Here is a 17,829-nt window from a genome sequence, read left to right as displayed (position 1 = left end):
CTGCAAAGTTCTCCACAAGAGAATATACAAGATGTAAGATTTGCGGACGTCCGCACTCTGTACTTCGTAAGTACGGAATCTGCCGTGTATGCTTCCGTGAGTTAGCATATAAGGGAGAGATTCCAGGGGTGAGAAAAGCATCTTGGTAAAATGATTGTAAAACGAATATCGATTGCATAAGCATTCGATATTTCGTTTGCAAAGAGGATAGTGCATAGGGCGCATCCTCATAGATAAAAAGAAAGGATATCCGTAAAAATGAGTATGAGTGATCCAATCGCAGATATGCTTACAAGAATTCGTAATGCAAACACTGCAAAACATGACAGCGTATGTATCCCAGCATCTAAGATGAAGCAGTCTATTGCTGAGATTCTTCTGAAGGAAGGTTACATTTCCAGCTGCGAGTTAGTTGAAAATGGAAAATTCCAGGACATTAAGATCGGACTGAAGTACGGTTCCAACAAGAATGAGAAGATCATTTCCGGAATTCGTAGAATTTCCAAGCCGGGTCTTCGTGTATACGCCGGCAAAGAAAATATGCCTAGAGTACTTGGTGGACTAGGTACAGCAATCATTTCCACAAACCAGGGTGTAATCACCGACAAGGAAGCAAGACAAAAGGGTGTAGGCGGAGAAGTCCTTGCCTTTGTATGGTAATCTGTCGGAATATATTTTCTGAAAACAGTATTTTACTGAGAATTTAAGAGAGGAGTATACTATGTCACGTATCGGAAAATTACCGGTCGCGATCCCGGCAGGCGTTACTGTTGAGATTAAGGACAATGTAGTAAAGGTAAAGGGACCAAAGGGAACCTTAGAGAGAACCTTTGCAAAAGAAATCACAATTAAGGAAGAGGATGGCCACTTAGTGGTTACTCGTCCAAATGACAATAAGAAAGAGAAGTCTCTTCACGGATTATCCAGAGCTTTACTGTTCAACATGGTTGAAGGTGTAAGCAACGGTTACGAGAAGAAGCTGGAAATCAATGGTGTAGGATACAGAGCGGCAAAGCAGGGTAAGACCTTGACTTTGACTTTAGGATATTCTCACCCTGTAACCATGGAAGATCCGGAAGGCTTGGAGACCGTATTAGAGGGAGCCAACACCGTATTTGTCAGAGGAATCGACAAAGAGAAGGTTGGCCAGTATGCTGCGGAAATCCGCTCTAAGAGAGCACCGGAGCCTTATAAGGGTAAGGGAATTAAGTACTCTACCGAGGTCATTCGTCGTAAAGTCGGTAAGACTGGTAAGAAATAATAGGAGGAAAGTAGAATGGTTAGCAAGAAAAATAAAGCCGAGCTTCGTCAAAAAAAGCACGCAAGAATCAGAAACCGTTTGTCCGGAACTCCTGAAAGACCTCGTCTTGCGGTTTTTCGTTCCAACAAGCACATGTATGCACAGCTTATTGATGATGTTGCAGGAAACACTTTGTGTGCAGCTTCTACCTTAGATAAGAATGCGAATTTGCAGTTTACCGACAATGTTGAGGCAGCTCAGTATGTAGGTAAGGCCATCGCTGAGAAGGCTTTGGCTAAGGGAGTCAAGGAAGTGGTATTCGACAGAGGCGGCTTCCTGTATCATGGTAAGGTTCAGGCCCTTGCAGATGCTGCAAGAGAAGCCGGACTAGTATTCTAATCGAGAGGAGAAATCACTAAGATGAAGCGCGAAAAAATTGACGCAAATCAGTTAGAGTTAAATGACAGTGTAGTAGCCATCAAGCGTGTTGCTAAGACTGTTAAAGGTGGACGTACCATGAGATTCTCCGCTCTTGTAGTAGTTGGAGATGGAAATGGACACGTTGGCTGCGGTACCGGTAAGGCAACTGAGGTACCTGAAGCGATTCGTAAGGCAAGAGAGGCTGCAGTAAGAAACATGGTTACTGTACCTGTAAATGAGGATAAGTCTGTACCACACGATTACCTTGGAAAGTTCGGAGCTTCCACAGTTCTTCTGAAGAAGGCTCCTGAAGGAACAGGTATCATCGCCGGCGGACCTGCACGTATGGTGTGTGAGTTGGCAGGAATCAGAAACATCCGTACAAAGTCTTTAGGATCTAACAACAAGACAAATGTAGTTTATGCAACTTTACAGGGACTTACTTCTATGAAGACTCCTGAGCAGTTCGCTGCACTCCGTGGCAAAACTGTAGCAGAAATTACAGGTTAAGAGGGAGGGTAGAAATGGCAGATAAATTAAAAATTACTTTAGTGAAGTCTCCTATCGGTGCCATCCCTAAGCAGAAGGCAACCGTTCAGGCTCTTGGACTTAAGAAGATTCGTCAGTCTGTAGAGCTTCCGAACAATGGCACCACTAAGGGAATGATTCAGAGAGTCAATCACTTGGTAAAAGTGGAAGAGATTTAAGGAGGCGACTATGGAGTTATCAAAGTTATCACCTGCAGAGGGCTCTAAGCACTCCCAGAATTTCCGTCGTGGCAGAGGTCACGGTTCAGGAAATGGTAAGACAGCAGGTAAGGGACACAAGGGTCAGAAGGCTCGTTCCGGAGCACCAAGAATCGGTTTCGAGGGTGGACAGATGCCCTTATTCCGTCGTATTCCTAAGAGAGGATTTACAGATCCCAACTCAAAGGTAATTACAGGAATCAACGTTTCCGTATTGGAAGATCGTTACAATGCAGGAGATGAGGTTACTTTAGAAAATTTACTGGAGAAGAGAATCATCCGTAAGGTAAATGACGGTGTTAAGATTCTTGGAAACGGTGAATTAACAAAGAAGCTTACTGTTAAGGTAAATGCTTTCTCCGAGAGCGCAAAGGAGAAGATTGAGGCTGTGGGCGGAACCTGTGAGGTGATCTAAATGCTTCAAACAATACGAAATGCATTTAAGGTAAAAGATTTAAGAGATCGTCTTATTTATGTTTTCCTTATGCTCGTAGTAATTCGTTTTGGATCAAATCTTCCTATCCCGGGTGTAAATCCGGGATATTTTGGAGATTTATTTAAGAGCATGGCTGGGAACGATGCTTTCGGTTGGTTTAATACCATGACCGGAGGATCCTTCGAGCAGCTCAGTATTTTTGCATTATCCATTACCCCCTATATCACTTCCTCCATTATTATTCAGCTTTTAACCGTGGCGATTCCCGCCCTGGAAGAAATGCAGAAGGATGGAGAAGAGGGAAGAAAGAAGCTGACAGAATACACCAGATACGTGACCATCGGTTTAGCACTTTTAGAGTCTACAGCCATGGCAGTAGGATTTGGGGGTTCCGGACTTCTGATTGGATATGCAGAGGGTTCAGTCTTTCGTAAGATTGCCGGCGTAGTGATTTGCGTAGTAGCAATGACAGCCGGATCTGCACTTCTGATGTGGATTGGTGAAAGAATTACGGACAAGGGAGTGGGAAATGGTATTTCTCTGGTTCTTTTGTTCAATATCTTATCCTCGGTTCCACAGGATTTTCTCACACTTTATGAGAGATTTATTATGGGAAATAACACTGCAAAGATGGTTGTAGCGGCTATTATCATTGCTGCGGCAATTTTCTGTATGGTGGCGTTTACCGTAGTTCTGCAGGATGCAGAAAGAAGAATCCCGGTGCAGTATAGTAGAAGAGTACAGGGAAGAGGACTTGTTGGCGGACAGCAGTCTCAGATTCCGTTAAAGGTGAATACGGCAAGCGTTATGCCGGTAATCTTTGCTTCCTCCTTAATGACCATGCCGGTGGTTATCGGACAGATTATAAGGGTGGATCAAAGCTCTATTGTAGGACAGATTATCATGGGATTAAATTCCGGCTCCTGGGCAAACCCCAATGCTCCGATTTATTCCTTAGGTTTAGTTCTCTACATTGCTCTACTGTATTTCTTTGCTTACTTCTATACTTCTATTTCCTTTAATCCCTTGGAAGTAGCAAACAATATGAAGAAGCAGGGTGGTTTTATTCCCGGAATCAGACCGGGAAAGCCGACCAGTGATTATCTGGAAGGTATTCTTCGATATATCATCTTTATCGGAGCCACCGGACTGGCTATTATTGCATTAGTTCCCATTATCATTTCAGGCGTATTTAACGTCAGCAGAATTTCCTTCTCCGGAACTTCCTTAATCATCATCGTAGGTGTTGTTTTGGAAACCTTGAAGGCCATCGATTCTCAAATGGTAATTAGAAACTACAAAGGATTTTTAGACAACTAATCTATGGCCTCCTTAGTTTACTAAGGAGGCTCATAGTGGTTTATCCCATCATGAAAGAGGCCCATATTGAAGATTATCATGTTAGGAGCGCCTGGTGCGGGAAAAGGAAGCCAGGCAAGTCGTATTTCTAAAGTTTACGGTTTACCCCATATTTCCACCGGAGATATTTTCCGGGCTAATCTTAAAGGGGAAACAGAGCTTGGTTTAAAAGCAAAGACATATATGGATCATGGGGAGCTGGTTCCCGATGAAATCACCATTGCGATGCTTCTGAACCGTTTGGAAGAAAAGGATTGTGAGAAGGGATATATCTTAGACGGATTTCCCAGAACCATTCCTCAGGCTGAAGCTTTAGAAAATGCTCTGGCTCCAAAAGGAGAAAAGATTGATCTTGCATTGGACGTTGAAGTACCGGATGATGTGATTATTCACAGAATGGCCGGCCGCAGAACCTGTCCCCATTGTGGCGCGATTTTCCATTTGGAAACCTTAAAGCCGAAAAAAGAGGGAATTTGCGACAACTGCGGTGAGCATCTTGTGCAGAGAAAAGATGATGAAGAGAATACGGTGAAAAATCGTTTAAAGGTTTATCATCAGAGTACTGAACCATTGATTTCCTTCTATAAGAAAGAGGGAATCCTGGAAGAGATTGACGGAACAAAAGATTTGGAAACGGTATTTGCAAGGGTAAAGGAAATCTTAAGCCAAGTGGAAAGGAAAATCCATGATTGAGATTAAGTCCAAAAGAGAAATTGAACTGATGCGGGAAGCAGGCAAAGTTCTTGCAGAAGTACATGAGAAAGTAGGAGAGGCGGTAGCCCCGGGAAAGAGCACCTACGAACTGGATAAGTACGCAGAGGAGCTCATCCGAAAAGCAAAATGTACTCCCAGCTTTCTTCATCTCTATGACTTTCCGGCAGCTTGTTGCGTATCCGTGAATGAGGAGTTGATTCACGGAATACCGGAGAAGACAAGGATTTTAAAAGAGGGAGACATCGTTTCCTTCGATATCGGAGTAAATTACAAGGGCTATCACAGCGATGCCGCCAGAACTTGGGCGGTGGGAGAAATTGCTCCCAATGCCAAAAGACTGGTGGAAACTTGTAAGGAATCCTTTTTCCGGGGAATCGAAAATGCGGTTCCCGGAAATCATTTAAATGATATTTGCGGAAGCATCGGAGATTATGTAGAGGCCCATGGCTACGGCGTAGTTACCCAGTACGTGGGACACGGCATCGGCCATCAGGTTCACATGGATCCGGAAGTCCCCAACTATCGCATGAAGAAGAAAGGCCCGAAGCTACAGGCAGGAATGACCTTGGCCATAGAGCCCATGATTACGGAAGGTAATCCGGAGGTCAGGGTTTTATCCAATGACTGGACGGTGGTTCCCCTGGACGGTAAGCTTACGGCACATTATGAAAATACAATTTTAATCACAGACAACGGACCGGAAATCCTAAGTCTATCGAAAGGATGAATTGAGTATGTCGAAATCAGATGTAATCGAAATTACAGGTAAGGTAATCGAGAAGTTACCAAATGCCATGTTTCAGGTGGAACTGGAAAACGGGCATCAGGTATTGGCTCATATTTCCGGAAAATTAAGAATGAACTATATTCGTATTTTACCGGGAGATAAGGTGACTATTGAGCTTTCTCCCTATGACTTATCAAAGGGAAGAATTATCTGGAGAGATAAGTAGGGTTTCGCTTTACATTTCAAGACTGTTTTGCTAGAATGATACGGCAACTCTGTTCAAATTCGTAAAGGAAAGGGGAATTTTACTTATGAAAGTAAGATCATCAGTAAAACCGATCTGCGAAAAATGCAAAGTAATCAAGCGAAAGGGCTCCATCAGAATTATCTGTGAAAACCCTAAGCATAAGCAGAGACAAGGTTAATTAACAGGAGGAAATCAAAGATGGCTCGTATTGCAGGTGTAGATTTACCTAGAGAGAAGCGAATCGAAATCGGTTTGACTTACATCTACGGAATCGGAAGACCCTCAGCAGACAAGATCCTTGCAGAAACCGGCGTGAATCCGGACACAAGAGTAAAGGATTTAACTGACGATGAGGTAAAGACTCTGGCGACCTATATTGCAGAGCACCAGATGGTAGAAGGTGACCTTCGTAGAGAGATCGCTTTAAACATCAAGCGTTTGCAGGAAATTGGTTGCTACAGAGGAATCCGTCACAGAAAGGGACTTCCCGTAAGAGGTCAGAAGACTAAGACCAATGCAAGAACCCGTAAGGGACCAAGAAAGACCGTTGCTAACAAGAAGAAGTAAGGTCTGAACAGTAACTAATGGATCTTCATGTTTTAAATACAGGAAGAAGAGAAAAAGGAAAGTAGGTTAGTTTAACTATGGCTAAGTCAACTGGTAAGAGAGTGACAAAAAAGCGCGTAAAGAAAAACGTTGAACGCGGACAGGCACATATCCAATCATCTTTCAATAACACTATCGTTACTTTGACAGATGCTCAGGGTAATGCTTTATCATGGGCAAGTGCCGGCGGTCTGGGATTTAGAGGTTCAAGAAAATCTACTCCATATGCAGCGCAGATGGCTGCTGAGACTGCTGTAAAGGCAGCTTTGGTACACGGCTTAAAGTATGTGGATGTAATGGTTAAAGGACCGGGATCCGGAAGAGAAGCAGCAATCCGTGCTTTAGCAGCAAACGGATTGGAAGTAACCTCCATCAAGGATGTTACACCGGTTCCACACAACGGATGCCGCCCACCAAAGCGCAGAAGAGTATAATGCAATGTGCCCGGGAGATTATGGAATTTCCTATAGCGGCATAGATTATACAGAACAGTATGACCATGTGGTCAGCCTGAAGAAGCCTTATCGGTGTAAAGGGCGTATCAATTTTTTAGGGATGTTGGCTTGTTGAGTCGACAAAACTTGATATTTAGGAGGATAAAATGGCAGTAGATAAAGTTCCTGTGCTTAAAAGATGCAGGTCACTTGGACTGGACCCCGTATTTTTAGGAGTGGATAAGAAATCCAACAGACAGCTTCGTAACCCAAGAAGAAAGATGAGCGAGTACGGTCTTCAGCTTAGAGAGAAGCAGAAGGCAAAGTTCATCTATGGCGTATTAGAGAAGCCTTTCCGTAACTACTATGCTAAGGCAGAGAAGTTAGCAGGACAGACCGGTGAAAACCTTATGATTCTTTTAGAGTCTCGTCTGGACAACGTTATTTTCCGTATGGGAATGGCTAGAACCAGAAGAGAAGCTAGACAGGTTGTAGGACACCGTCACGTAACCGTTAACGGAAAGATTGTAAACATTCCTTCTTATCTTGTTTCTGCAGGTGATGTGATTCAGATTAAAGAATCCATGAGAACTGCACAGAGATATAAGGATATTGTGGAAGTAACCAACGGCAGAATGGTACCGGCATGGTTAGAGATGGATGCTGAGAAGCTTAGCGCAACCATTAAGTCTCTTCCACACAGAGAAGACATTGACGTTCCTGTAAACGAAATGTTAATCGTCGAGTTGTATTCTAAGTAATGATAGCCTAAAAAAGGAGGCAGCATGTTTGATTTTACAAAACCAAACATTGAAATTCTTGAAATTTCAGAGGATAAGCGTTTTGGTCGTTTCGTATGTGAACCACTGGAACGAGGCTACGGCTCAACCCTAGGAAATTCTCTTCGGAGGATGATGCTTTCCTCTCTGCCCGGGGCTGCGATTTCTGCAATTAAGATCGAAAATCTGTCCGGAGACAAGGTTTCCGGAATTCAGGAAAGTTTCCCTGAGCTCTTAACCAATCTTAAGAGCATTGCGGTGATTTTGCCGGAGGAAGTGGAAAGTCTGGAAGTTTCCGTTGATTTATCCGGAAAGTCCGAGATTCTGGCTGAAGATTTTATTGGAGAGTCGGAACTTAAGCTGAGTAATCCTACAGAGCATATTGCTACTGTAGAGGCGGGAGCCCAAGGCTCCATTTCCCTCTTTATCAGTAGAGGACAGGGTTACTCCGGAGAAAAGGCAGAAGGAAGAGTAGAAGCACCAAAGGAATATCAGGACATTGATGCTTTGTATACTCCTGTGGAAAGAGTAAATATGTCTATCGAGAATACCCGTGTAGGAAACATGACGGACTATGATCGATTGACTTTGGATGTATATACCAACGGAAGTATGTCTCCGGAAGATGCGATTTCCAAGGCGGCACAAATGCTTTTTCAGCACCTGGATTTGTTTGTAGCGCTTTCTGAAGAAGTGGCTGCAACAGAGCTTATGGTGGATAAGCCCGAAGATGAAAAGGGCAAAGTAATGGAAATGAATATTGATGAACTGGAATTAAGTGTCCGTTCTTATAACTGCTTGAAGAGAGCAGGAATCAACACAGTGTCCGAGTTAACCTCCAAGACACCGGAGGATATGATGAAGGTTCGTAATCTTGGAAGAAAGTCTCTTGAGGAAGTTTTGGCGAAGTTAAGAGATTTGAATCTGGGATTATCATTTCCGGAAGAATAGATAACAGTAAGGCCAACCGGTAAGACTAAAAAGCACGGATAAGGAGAAAACATGGCAAATTATAGAAAGTTAGGAAGAGCTTCAAACCAGAGAAAGGCAATGCTTCGTGCATTAACCACTTCTTTATTGGAGCATGGAAAGATTTTTACTACTGAGGCTAGAGCGAAGGAAGTTCGTAAGCAGGTAGAGAAGCTTATTGCTTTGGCAGTAAGAGAGAAAGACAACTATGAAATGGTTGTCGTTAATGCAAAGGTTGCAAAGAAGGACGCTGATGGAAAGCGCGTTAAAGAAGTCAAAGACGGTAAGAAGGTTACCGTTTATGAGGAAGTAGAGAAGTCCATTCAGAAGGATAAGCCTTCTCGTTTACAGGCTCGTCGCCAGATTCTTGCAGCGACCTATGTTCCCACAGTTAGACCTGCAGAAGCAGCCGGAAGAAAGAAGAACACCAAGAAGTTAGACTTGGCAAAGAAGCTTTTTGAAGAGATTGCACCAAAGTACGAGAACCGTCACGGTGGATATACAAGAATCGTAAAGGTAGGTCTTCGTAAGGGAGATGCTGCTATGGAAGTTCTTTTAGAGCTTGTATAATATTTTACAAAACGAATAGAACAAAGTTGCTTAAAAAGAGGAAGCTTGCTTCCTCTTTTTTTAATGCCTAAAGCGTAAAAACTGGCGTATTTGTATAAGGACTCAGGAAAAATACTGAGTAATATTTCTAAAACAGAATAAAAGATAGAGGGCTTATAGAAAAATGGAATATCAAAATACAAAAAAATGATAAAGTTTCTATAAATAAAATTGGCGAAACAAGAAAGAAAAAATAATTAGGAATATCTCTTATTCTATAAATATAATTGACGTAGCATAAAAATAAAGGTAAGCTATGGGTTAAAATATTGTGAGAAACAAAGAATTTTCTTATTTCCAAATCATGAACTGATTTAGTGAGAAAAAATGAGCTTCAGGAGATCACAATACTTTTTCATTATAGGATGGAACAGCCAGCAAGGAAAAAGACTAAGAATCAAGAAAAAAGACTGATAATCAAGAAAAGTCGAAACTATGGAGGAAATAGCATGGGAATGTTTAGGACGCCCTATGGAAAAGGCGGCGTTCTTTCCAAAGAGGCAGATGAAGCCAGAAAGAAGCTGTATAAAGATATACGGCCTTTGGAACTGCAAAGAAAAGAAAAACGGCTTTTAATTGCCTGCTATTTCTCACAACTTCCTTTTCTCTTGATTCCGGGATTTTTCTCGAAGTCGGCTTTATCCCACAAGCTTTTTTTAACCCTACCCTATGGGATGTGCATTATCCAAGTCCTTTTGGCCTCAGTTCGATTCTTAGGATATCTTCGGAAGGAAGGCACCGTGGATGGATGGACCTATCAAAAAAGCTTTATCCCTTTGGAGGGAAATGTAGTTCTTTCCTTCCTTTTTGCGGGAATCCTTCTTCTATTTCAAGGAATTTATCTCCTAAGAGGTGGAAGAGATGGAGGGCTTTTAGGCGAAATTATGGTTTTAGCTTTGGTTTTGGGATTTTTCGTTTCTTCCATTCTGTTTTGGCGAAAGTTAAAACAGAGCTTTTCTTCTTGGAAAATGGAGGAAAGAACAGTCTATAATGAATGAAAATGCAGTTTGAAAGGAAGCCAAGAAATTACTAAAAGGAGGAAGTAGTATGAAGAAAAGAAAAGCGATTATGGCATCACTGCTTGCATCAGTGATGGCGCTTTCCGCATTGGCAGGATGTTCTCCCAAGAAAGCGGAGGATGGAACAAAGGCACAAGGAGAGAGCGGTAAAGCAGCTGAAGGGAACAACGACGGTTCTGTTGTTTTTGCACAGGATAATTTTAGCTCCAAGTTTTCTCCGTTTTTCGCTGATACTGTGCCGGATCAGGATGTGGTGAATTTTGTCGCATACCCACTCCTCACCATAGATCGAAGCGGTGCCATCATTTACAAGGGGATTGAAGGGGAGACCAAGGAATATAACGGAAAGGAATACACCTATAAGGGAATTTCAGACCTGGCTGTTACCGAGAATGCAGACGGTACCGTATACTATGACTTTACTATAAAGGATGGTGTAAAATTCTCTGATGGCAAGCCTTTAACTGTGGATGATGTTATTTTCTCCATGTATGTTTTTGCAGATCCTACCTATGACGGATCAGCTTCCTTCTATTCCGTACCGATTCAGGGTATGGAAGAGTATAGAAAGGGTATGGAACCCCTCTTTAAGCTGATTCTGGCTGCAGGAGAGGATAATAAGGACTTCTCCAAGTGGACAGAGGAACAGCAGACAAAGTTCTGGGCAGATTACAAGAAGGCTGCCGAGGCATTTGTAAAGGAAATTGAGGATTCTTTAATTTCCAGCGGAAGCAATAAGGAAGGGGATTCTGTAGCGGCATTTGCAGCAAACTATGGCTATGAAGGCTTGAAGGAAGATGCAACGGCTATGGACTTCTTCAATGCAATGCTGGCAAAGTATAATGGTAGCGTGACGGATATGAGTTCTGCAGAAAGTGCAGGCAAACCTTTTACAGAGTTAATGGAAAGCTACAAGGACTACGCTGTCGGTGTGGAAACCGGTAATTCCGCTCCCAATATCAGCGGTATCCAGAAGACCGGAGACAATACTGTACGTGTCATTACAACCAAGGTGGATGCTCAGGCAATATATCAGCTTGCTATGTTAATCTCTCCATTACACTACTATGGAGATCCTGCCCAGTACGACTATGCGAACAATAAGTTCGGTTTCCCCAAGGGAGATTTAAGCAGTGTTCGTGCAAAGACCACCCAGCCCTTAGGTGCAGGTCCCTACGTTTTTGAGAAATATGAAAACGGTGTGGTTTCCATGAAGGCAAATGAGAATTACTATCTCGGCGCACCGAAGACAAAGAGTTTAAAGGTGAACTATGTTGCACAACCTGACCGTGTAAATGCAGTATTAACCGGAACAGCAGACGTAACAAACCCAAGCTATACCAATGAGATTGCAGATGCCATTAAGAAGGCAAACAGCAATGGAGAAATCTCCGGAGATAAGATTTATACTTCTGCCGTAGATGCTTTGGGCTATGGATATATCGGCATTAACGCCCACAATGTTTCCGTAAATAATGAGCCGGGAAGTGAAGCTTCCAAGAATCTTCGTCGTGCCTTTGCAACTATTTTCTCTGTATATAGAGACCTTGCTGTAAGCAGCTACTATGGAGACAGAGCAAGTGTCATTAATTATCCAATTACCAATACTTCTTGGGCGGCACCCCAGCCTACCGATGATGGCTATCAGATTGCTTTTTCCAAGGATGTAAAGGGAGAGCCTATTTACACCTCCGGCATGTCTGATGAGGACAAGTACGCAGCAGCTAAGAAGGCGGCTTTAGGATTCTTAGAGGCGGCAGGCTACACCGTAGCAGACGGAAAGATTACTGCAGCTCCTGCCGGGGCAAAGATGGAGTATGAGGTAATCATTCCCGGTTCCGGAACCGGAGACCACCCCTCCTTTATGATTTTGACAGAGGCACAGAAGGCCTTTGCGGAAATCGGTATGAAGCTTACTATTAATGATATTTCCAACAGTGCCGACCTGTGGAACAAACTTCAGGCTAGACAGGCAGAGATATGGTGTGCGGCTTGGCAGGCAACACCGGATCCGGATATGTTCCAGATATATTACTCCGATATTGCCAATGGAGGCAAAAATCCCGGAGGCTCTAACTACCAGTACCAGATTGAGGATGCAGATTTGGATACCATGATTCTTCAGGCAAGAGAATCTACCGATCAGGAATATCGTAAGACCATGTATAAGGCTTGTCTTGACAAGATTATCGACTGGTCCTGCGAGGTACCAATCTACCAGAGAAAAGAAGTAACTATTTTCTCTGCGGAACGTATCAAGGTGGATACCATTACTCCGGATATCAGCCCATTCTATAAGTGGTATGCTGAAGTTGAGAATCTTCAATTAGCAAAGTAAAAGTAAACGGATTGCTCCGTCTACATTTTTCGGGTAATAGCCGCGTTTCCTGAAACTTTAGGAATGCGGCTATTCTTGATATGGAAGAGTAGGTTTTTCAGTGAAAAAGTATATTATCAAACGATTATTATGGTCCGTAGTGATTCTGTTTATCGTGGCTTTCTTGCTTTATATCTTAATGCGATCTTTGCCGACCTCCTATTTGGAGCAGATTGCCAGACAGAAGTCTCAGCAGCCGGGATCCAAAAGCTTTGAAGAGTGGATGCAGCAGTTGGAGTCCACCTATGGTATGGATAAGGGTATAGTACCCGGATTTTTTGCTTGGTTAGGAAAAGCCCTTCGGGGAGACTTTGGAGACAGCTGGAAGTATACCATACCGGTTACCCAAAAATTTAAAGAGGTAGTGGGCATTTCTTTTATTATGAGTTTCATTGTGATGGTTTTAGAAATGGCTATTTCTGTGCCCTTGGGAATTATTGCGGCTACCAAGCAGTATTCCTGGCAGGATAATGTGATTTCCATCGTGGCTTTGGCAGGAATTTCCCTTCCCACCTTCTTCACAGCTTCTCTTTTGAAGCTGGTATTTTCCGTGAAATTACAATGGTTCGACTTAGGCGGACTGGTGGGAAGAAATTACGATATTCTCTCTCCAAGCGGAAAGAAGATGGATATTGCTTTACACCTGGTTTTACCGATTCTTACCCTGCTGATTGCCAGCATCGGAGCATATATGCGATATATTCGTACCAATATGCTGGAGGTATTAAATTCGGATTATATCCGTACTGCAAGAGCCAAGGGGCTTTCTGAGGGACGGGTAATTTATCATCATGCCTTCCGGAATACCTTGATTACGCTGGTTACCATTTGGGGTACCTCTCTTCCCGGATTATTTTCCGGAGCCATGATTACGGAGCAGCTTTTTTCCATTCCGGGAATCGGCTATACCTCTTATCAGGCTATGATTTCAGGAGACATTCCGTTCTCCATGTTTTACTTAGTGTTCATTGCCGTCTTGACCTTGATTGGAAACCTTCTTACGGATATTTTATATGCCGTGGTAGATCCTCGAGTTCGCATTGATTAGGAAAGGAGGGGAAAAGATGTCTGGTTTAGAAAATTCTGTAGACAAAACTACAGTAGGAGAATCTATGACAGAAGAGACTGCACAAAAGACTGTGCAGAATACGGAAGAGCATAGCGATGCTAATGCATCGAAGAATGCTGAATATTCTTTAAGTGATGACCGTCGTGTCAAAACCCTCTCCCCCGGAGCAATGGTGGCAAAGCGCTTTTTCCGAAACCGCATTGCGGTTTTGGGTATGGTGGTTTTGATTTTCATGTTTCTCTTCTCCTTCTTAGGAGGAGCTTTAATGCCCTACGGAGAGTCTCAGCTTTTCTACCGTAAGGACAGCCAAAGCCAGAAGTATGCCGGCGTTAAGGTAAACACGGAGCTTCGTTATCAGCAGGCGGAAAAGGATAGCTTCCCTGCTCTTGCCCAGGCCCAGTTCGTATTGGCCAAGGGAAAGAAGCTGACAGAGTTTGCCGCAGGCGGCGTAGACTACAGCTTTGAAGAGGCGGGAAAAGACTTCTATATCATTAGCAAGAAGGGAAGCTCTGACCCGGTAGCCTTTGCGGCAGTGGATACGGTGACTTCCGTTTCCGGGGAAGGACAGATTCCTTTTGCAGAGCAGTTAAGCATTTTAAAGGCCTTGACCAACGGGGAAAAGGAATTTACGGAGGGAGGCAGCAGCTATACCCTTTCCGAGGATGGAACCGTAACAAAGGACGGAGCTGCTTATGCTTATGCCAGCCGCTATGTGGTAAATGCCATTATGAGCGATGTGACCTTCTCTCAGAAGTTTAAGGAAGAGCTTCTGGAGAAGATTCAGGCGGGAGCTACCAGCTTTAGTTTTACCGATGATGACGGAGTAGAGGCAAACTATACCATGGAATATGATGCCACCTCCAAAACCTATAATATTCTGCAAAGCAGAGAGCAGATGGTCTATGATTCCTATTCTCCACCCAGCAAGGCTCATCCTCTGGGAACTGATAAGAATGGTATGGATATGTTGACCAGACTGATGTACGGCGGAAGAGTTTCCCTTTATATCGGTTTCGTAGTTGTAATCATTGAAACCGTTTTGGGCATGCTTCTGGGCGGTATTTCCGGATATTTCGGTGGCTGGATTGATTCTTTAATCATGCGAATTGTGGATATTTTCTACTGTATACCTACTATTCCGATTTATATCATTATCGGTGCGGCTATGGATGCAATGCGGGTGGATCCCCAGGTTCGTATGTTTTACCTGATGATTATTCTGGGATTCTTCGGTTGGCCTTCCATTACCAGATTGGTGCGTGGACAGATTCTTACTTTAAGAGAGCAGGAATTTATGACTGCGGCGGAGGCTACAGGGATTAAACCCGTAAACCGAATCTTCCGACACCTTTTACCAAACGTTATTCCTCAGCTCATTGTTACCTGTACCATGAGCTTGGGAGGTGTAATCTTGACAGAGGCGGTATTGTCCTTCCTGGGACTTGGTGTAAAGTTCCCCTTTGCTTCCTGGGGAAATATCATTAACGATGTTAACAATACCTATGTCTTAAGTAACTATCTCTTCATTTGGATTCCTGCCGGTGTCTGCCTGTTGCTTACCGTGTTGGCCTTTAACCTGGTGGGAGACGGCTTGCGAGATGCCTTTGACCCGAAGATGAAGCGATAAAAGGTTTCGGTAAAAAATCATGCTTTCCGGCATTTGCCTTGGAAAGCTGTAGGAAGATAAGTTGAGGATAGAAAATGGCAAGAGAAGACGGTTATCTTTCCGGAAAAGAAGCCCGGAGGATATCGAAAGAAAATAGAAAAATTACTGCTACCTTAGAAAAAAAGCGGAAGCGGAAAAATGTCCCGGAATCAGAGTATTTGACGGAAATGAAGAATCCGGAGAATACGGTGGAGTTTGAGAATCTTCGGACCTATTTCTACACCGATGCCGGAACGGTAAAGAGTGTGGATTCCGTGAGCTTTTCCGTTCCCATGGGAAAAACTGTGGGGGTAGTGGGAGAGTCCGGCTGCGGAAAATCCGTAACCAGCCTTTCTCTGATGCAGCTTTTACAGCGGCCTCAGGGACAGATTGTGGACGGAGCCATTCGCTTAAATACGGGAGATAAGGTTTACGACATTACCAAAACCCCTGAAACAGTGATGCAGCATCTTCGGGGAAATTTTATGTCCATGATTTTCCAGGAGCCTATGACCTCCTTAAATCCGGTTTTCAAAATCGGAGACCAGGTGGATGAGGTGCTTTTGTTCCATAAGAGCGGTTATGAAACGAAAGAGGCGGCGAAGAAGCGTACCATTGAGCTCTTGGAAATGGTTGGCATTGCCAACAGTGAGGGGGTTTACAATATGTATCCCCACGAGCTTTCCGGCGGTATGCGGCAGCGTATCGTAATCGCCATGGCGTTGGCCTGCTCTCCCAAGCTGATTATTGCGGATGAGCCCACAACAGCCTTGGATGTAACCATTCAGGCACAGATTCTGGATTTGTTACGTGGCTTAAAGGACAAGATTAACTCCTCCATTATGCTGATTACCCATGACCTTGGGGTAATTGCGGAAATGGCGGATTATGTGGTGGTTATGTATTCCGGTCGTGTGGTAGAGGCGGGAACTGCAAAGGAAATTTTTTCCAATCCCTCCCACCCCTACACCATTGGTTTAATGGCTTCCAAGCCTGTGGTAGGAAAGCATGTGGATAAGCTCTATTCCATTCCCGGAAAGGTGCCTAACCCCATTAACATGCCGAATTATTGCTACTTCCGAGATCGTTGTGACAAGCGGAAGGGCTGCTGTGACGGGGCTTATCCCGGAGAAATCAGCCTCTCCGAGACCCACAGAGTAAGCTGCTACCTGTATGATGAGGAAGCGAGGAAATAATGGAAAATAGCATTTTAAAGGAGACAGAAGCTAAGACTGTCCGGGAAAATGAAGACAATATTTTAGAGGTTCGTGGCCTGAAGAAATATTTCCCCATTCGAGGAGGCTTCTTTAATACGGTGGTGGGACAGGTAAAGGCCATTGACGGCATTTCCTTCTCCATCAAAAGAGGAAGCACTATGGGGCTGGTGGGAGAGTCCGGTTGCGGAAAGACCACCACAGGAAGAACCATCCTGCGTTTAAGCGGAGAGAAGACAGCGGGAGACGTGCTGTTTAACGGAAAAGAGGTTTACGATATTCCCAAAACCGAGTTAAATGAACTACGCACCAAGATGCAGATTATCTTCCAGGATCCATTCTCCTCCCTTTCTCCCAGACTTCCTGTAGGAGAAATTATCGGAGAAGCGGTAAAGGAGCATCATCTGGTTCCCAAGGAGGAGTACGAGGACTATATTGACCGCATTATGGATAACTGCGGTTTGCAGCCCTTCCATAAGGGTCGTTATCCCCATGAGTTCTCCGGCGGACAGAGACAGAGAATCTGTATTGCCAGAGCCTTGGCGTTGAATCCGGAGTTTGTGGTATGTGATGAGCCGGTATCTGCCTTGGATGTGTCCATTCAGGCACAGATTATCAACCTCTTGAAGGATTTACAGGAAAAGTATAAGCTGACCTACCTCTTTATTTCCCATGACTTATCCGTGGTAGAGCATATCGCGGATACGGTTGGTGTAATGTATCTTGGAAATTTGGTGGAGTTTGGAAATACGGAGGATATCTTTAAAAATCCTCTCCACCCCTATACCAAGGCTTTGTTCTCCGCGATTCCCATTCCGGATCCGGAGGCTAAGATGAATCGTATTATTCTGGAAGGAAGTATTCCTTCCCCGGCGAACCCTCCTGAGGGCTGTAAGTTCCATACCCGTTGCAGTCAGTGCATGGAGATTTGCAAGAGCAAGGTGCCGGAAGAAAAGGATATGGGTAATGGGCATAAGGTTTGCTGCCATTTGTATGATGATGGAGCTGTGAAGAATTAAAACGGTTTTCTATGCAATATAGGTTTGAAAGTGGGGGATGCTCTCGCTGACTTTGCCTACAAAAGGAGTTGTGAAGAAGTAAGACGGTTTTCTATGTAATATAGGTCTGAAAATGGGGCACGCTCTCGCTGACTTTGCCTACAAGAGGAGTTGTGAAGAAGTAAGACGGTTTTCTATGTAATATAGGTCTGAAAATGGGG

General features: G+C 43.9%; 23 protein-coding genes. All 23 read left to right on the top strand.

Features of this window, described 5'->3' with window-relative positions:
- Positions 1-149, top strand: a 149-nt coding sequence (locus tag RYL27_RS06525; RefSeq protein WP_314966041.1) for a type Z 30S ribosomal protein S14, incomplete at its 5' end; no start/stop codon positions are given.
- A 109-nt stretch (positions 150-258) separates the two neighbouring features.
- A complete protein-coding gene (gene rpsH, locus RYL27_RS06520; protein ID WP_183683842.1) occupies positions 259-660 on the top strand; it encodes a 30S ribosomal protein S8 in 402 nt (133 codons plus the stop codon).
- A gap of 61 nt (positions 661-721) precedes the next feature.
- Positions 722-1,261 carry a 50S ribosomal protein L6 gene (gene rplF, locus RYL27_RS06515; RefSeq protein WP_007157665.1) on the top strand — a complete coding sequence of 180 codons (540 nt, stop codon included), beginning with the start codon at positions 722-724 and terminating at the stop codon, positions 1,259-1,261.
- A gap of 15 nt (positions 1,262-1,276) precedes the next feature.
- Positions 1,277-1,639: a 50S ribosomal protein L18 gene (rplR, locus tag RYL27_RS06510; RefSeq protein ID WP_314966039.1), complete on the top strand. Its 363-nt coding sequence runs from the start codon at positions 1,277-1,279 to the stop codon at positions 1,637-1,639.
- 21 nt (positions 1,640-1,660) lie between these two features.
- Positions 1,661-2,170 carry a 30S ribosomal protein S5 gene (rpsE, locus tag RYL27_RS06505; protein ID WP_007157663.1) on the top strand — a complete coding sequence of 170 codons (510 nt, stop codon included), beginning with the start codon at positions 1,661-1,663 and terminating at the stop codon, positions 2,168-2,170.
- A gap of 14 nt (positions 2,171-2,184) precedes the next feature.
- Positions 2,185-2,367, top strand: a complete 183-nt coding sequence (rpmD, locus tag RYL27_RS06500; RefSeq protein WP_007157662.1) for a 50S ribosomal protein L30 — start codon at positions 2,185-2,187, stop codon at positions 2,365-2,367.
- A 10-nt stretch (positions 2,368-2,377) separates the two neighbouring features.
- Complete coding sequence (rplO, locus tag RYL27_RS06495) at positions 2,378-2,821, top strand: 50S ribosomal protein L15 (RefSeq protein WP_007157661.1); 444 nt, start codon at positions 2,378-2,380, stop codon at positions 2,819-2,821.
- Positions 2,822-4,162 carry a preprotein translocase subunit SecY gene (gene secY, locus RYL27_RS06490; protein WP_007157660.1) on the top strand — a complete coding sequence of 447 codons (1,341 nt, stop codon included), beginning with the start codon at positions 2,822-2,824 and terminating at the stop codon, positions 4,160-4,162.
- Between the two features lie 66 nt (positions 4,163-4,228).
- Positions 4,229-4,894 carry an adenylate kinase gene (locus RYL27_RS06485; RefSeq protein WP_007157659.1) on the top strand — a complete coding sequence of 222 codons (666 nt, stop codon included), beginning with the start codon at positions 4,229-4,231 and terminating at the stop codon, positions 4,892-4,894.
- Complete coding sequence (map, locus tag RYL27_RS06480; protein WP_308579222.1) at positions 4,887-5,642, top strand: type I methionyl aminopeptidase; 756 nt, start codon at positions 4,887-4,889, stop codon at positions 5,640-5,642. Before RYL27_RS06485 ends, map begins: the two co-directional genes overlap by 8 nt.
- 7 nt (positions 5,643-5,649) lie before the next feature.
- A complete protein-coding gene (gene infA, locus RYL27_RS06475) occupies positions 5,650-5,868 on the top strand; it encodes a translation initiation factor IF-1 (protein WP_007157657.1) in 219 nt (72 codons plus the stop codon).
- Positions 5,869-5,953: 85 nt separating this feature from the next.
- Positions 5,954-6,067: a 50S ribosomal protein L36 gene (gene rpmJ, locus RYL27_RS06470; RefSeq protein ID WP_003022746.1), complete on the top strand. Its 114-nt coding sequence runs from the start codon at positions 5,954-5,956 to the stop codon at positions 6,065-6,067.
- Positions 6,068-6,087: 20 nt separating this feature from the next.
- Positions 6,088-6,456 carry a 30S ribosomal protein S13 gene (gene rpsM, locus RYL27_RS06465; protein WP_007157656.1) on the top strand — a complete coding sequence of 123 codons (369 nt, stop codon included), beginning with the start codon at positions 6,088-6,090 and terminating at the stop codon, positions 6,454-6,456.
- Between the two features lie 77 nt (positions 6,457-6,533).
- Positions 6,534-6,929 (top strand): 30S ribosomal protein S11, encoded by a 396-nt coding sequence (gene rpsK, locus RYL27_RS06460; RefSeq protein WP_007157655.1) that lies wholly within the window; start codon positions 6,534-6,536, stop codon positions 6,927-6,929.
- A 167-nt stretch (positions 6,930-7,096) separates the two neighbouring features.
- The gene (rpsD, locus tag RYL27_RS06455; RefSeq protein WP_183683838.1) at positions 7,097-7,690 is read left to right on the top strand and encodes a 30S ribosomal protein S4; all 594 of its coding nucleotides are present in this window, start codon (positions 7,097-7,099) and stop codon (positions 7,688-7,690) included.
- Positions 7,691-7,714: 24 nt separating this feature from the next.
- The gene (locus RYL27_RS06450) at positions 7,715-8,659 is read left to right on the top strand and encodes a DNA-directed RNA polymerase subunit alpha (RefSeq protein WP_007157653.1); all 945 of its coding nucleotides are present in this window, start codon (positions 7,715-7,717) and stop codon (positions 8,657-8,659) included.
- Between the two features lie 51 nt (positions 8,660-8,710).
- Positions 8,711-9,247: a bL17 family ribosomal protein gene (locus RYL27_RS06445; RefSeq protein WP_007157652.1), complete on the top strand. Its 537-nt coding sequence runs from the start codon at positions 8,711-8,713 to the stop codon at positions 9,245-9,247.
- A 488-nt stretch (positions 9,248-9,735) separates the two neighbouring features.
- Entirely contained in the window at positions 9,736-10,284 is a 549-nt protein-coding gene (locus RYL27_RS06440; RefSeq protein ID WP_314966033.1) for a hypothetical protein, read from the top strand.
- A 49-nt stretch (positions 10,285-10,333) separates the two neighbouring features.
- Entirely contained in the window at positions 10,334-12,643 is a 2,310-nt protein-coding gene (locus tag RYL27_RS06435) for an ABC transporter substrate-binding protein (RefSeq protein WP_314966031.1), read from the top strand.
- A gap of 100 nt (positions 12,644-12,743) precedes the next feature.
- Complete coding sequence (locus RYL27_RS06430; RefSeq protein WP_314966029.1) at positions 12,744-13,730, top strand: ABC transporter permease; 987 nt, start codon at positions 12,744-12,746, stop codon at positions 13,728-13,730.
- A gap of 16 nt (positions 13,731-13,746) precedes the next feature.
- Positions 13,747-15,378 carry an ABC transporter permease gene (locus RYL27_RS06425; protein WP_314966028.1) on the top strand — a complete coding sequence of 544 codons (1,632 nt, stop codon included), beginning with the start codon at positions 13,747-13,749 and terminating at the stop codon, positions 15,376-15,378.
- A 74-nt stretch (positions 15,379-15,452) separates the two neighbouring features.
- A complete protein-coding gene (locus RYL27_RS06420) occupies positions 15,453-16,592 on the top strand; it encodes an ABC transporter ATP-binding protein (protein WP_314344925.1) in 1,140 nt (379 codons plus the stop codon).
- Positions 16,592-17,629: an ABC transporter ATP-binding protein gene (locus tag RYL27_RS06415; RefSeq protein ID WP_314966025.1), complete on the top strand. Its 1,038-nt coding sequence runs from the start codon at positions 16,592-16,594 to the stop codon at positions 17,627-17,629. The genes RYL27_RS06420 and RYL27_RS06415 overlap by 1 nt, the downstream gene beginning before the upstream one ends.
- The last annotated feature ends 200 nt before the right edge of the window (positions 17,630-17,829 follow it).

It is taken from the genome of Oribacterium sinus, assembly GCF_963537195.1.
GTDB lineage: Bacteria > Bacillota > Clostridia > Lachnospirales > Lachnospiraceae > Oribacterium > Oribacterium sinus_A.
The sequence above is the reverse complement of the archived record's forward strand: the minus strand, read 5'-3'. Positions and strand labels throughout refer to the sequence as shown.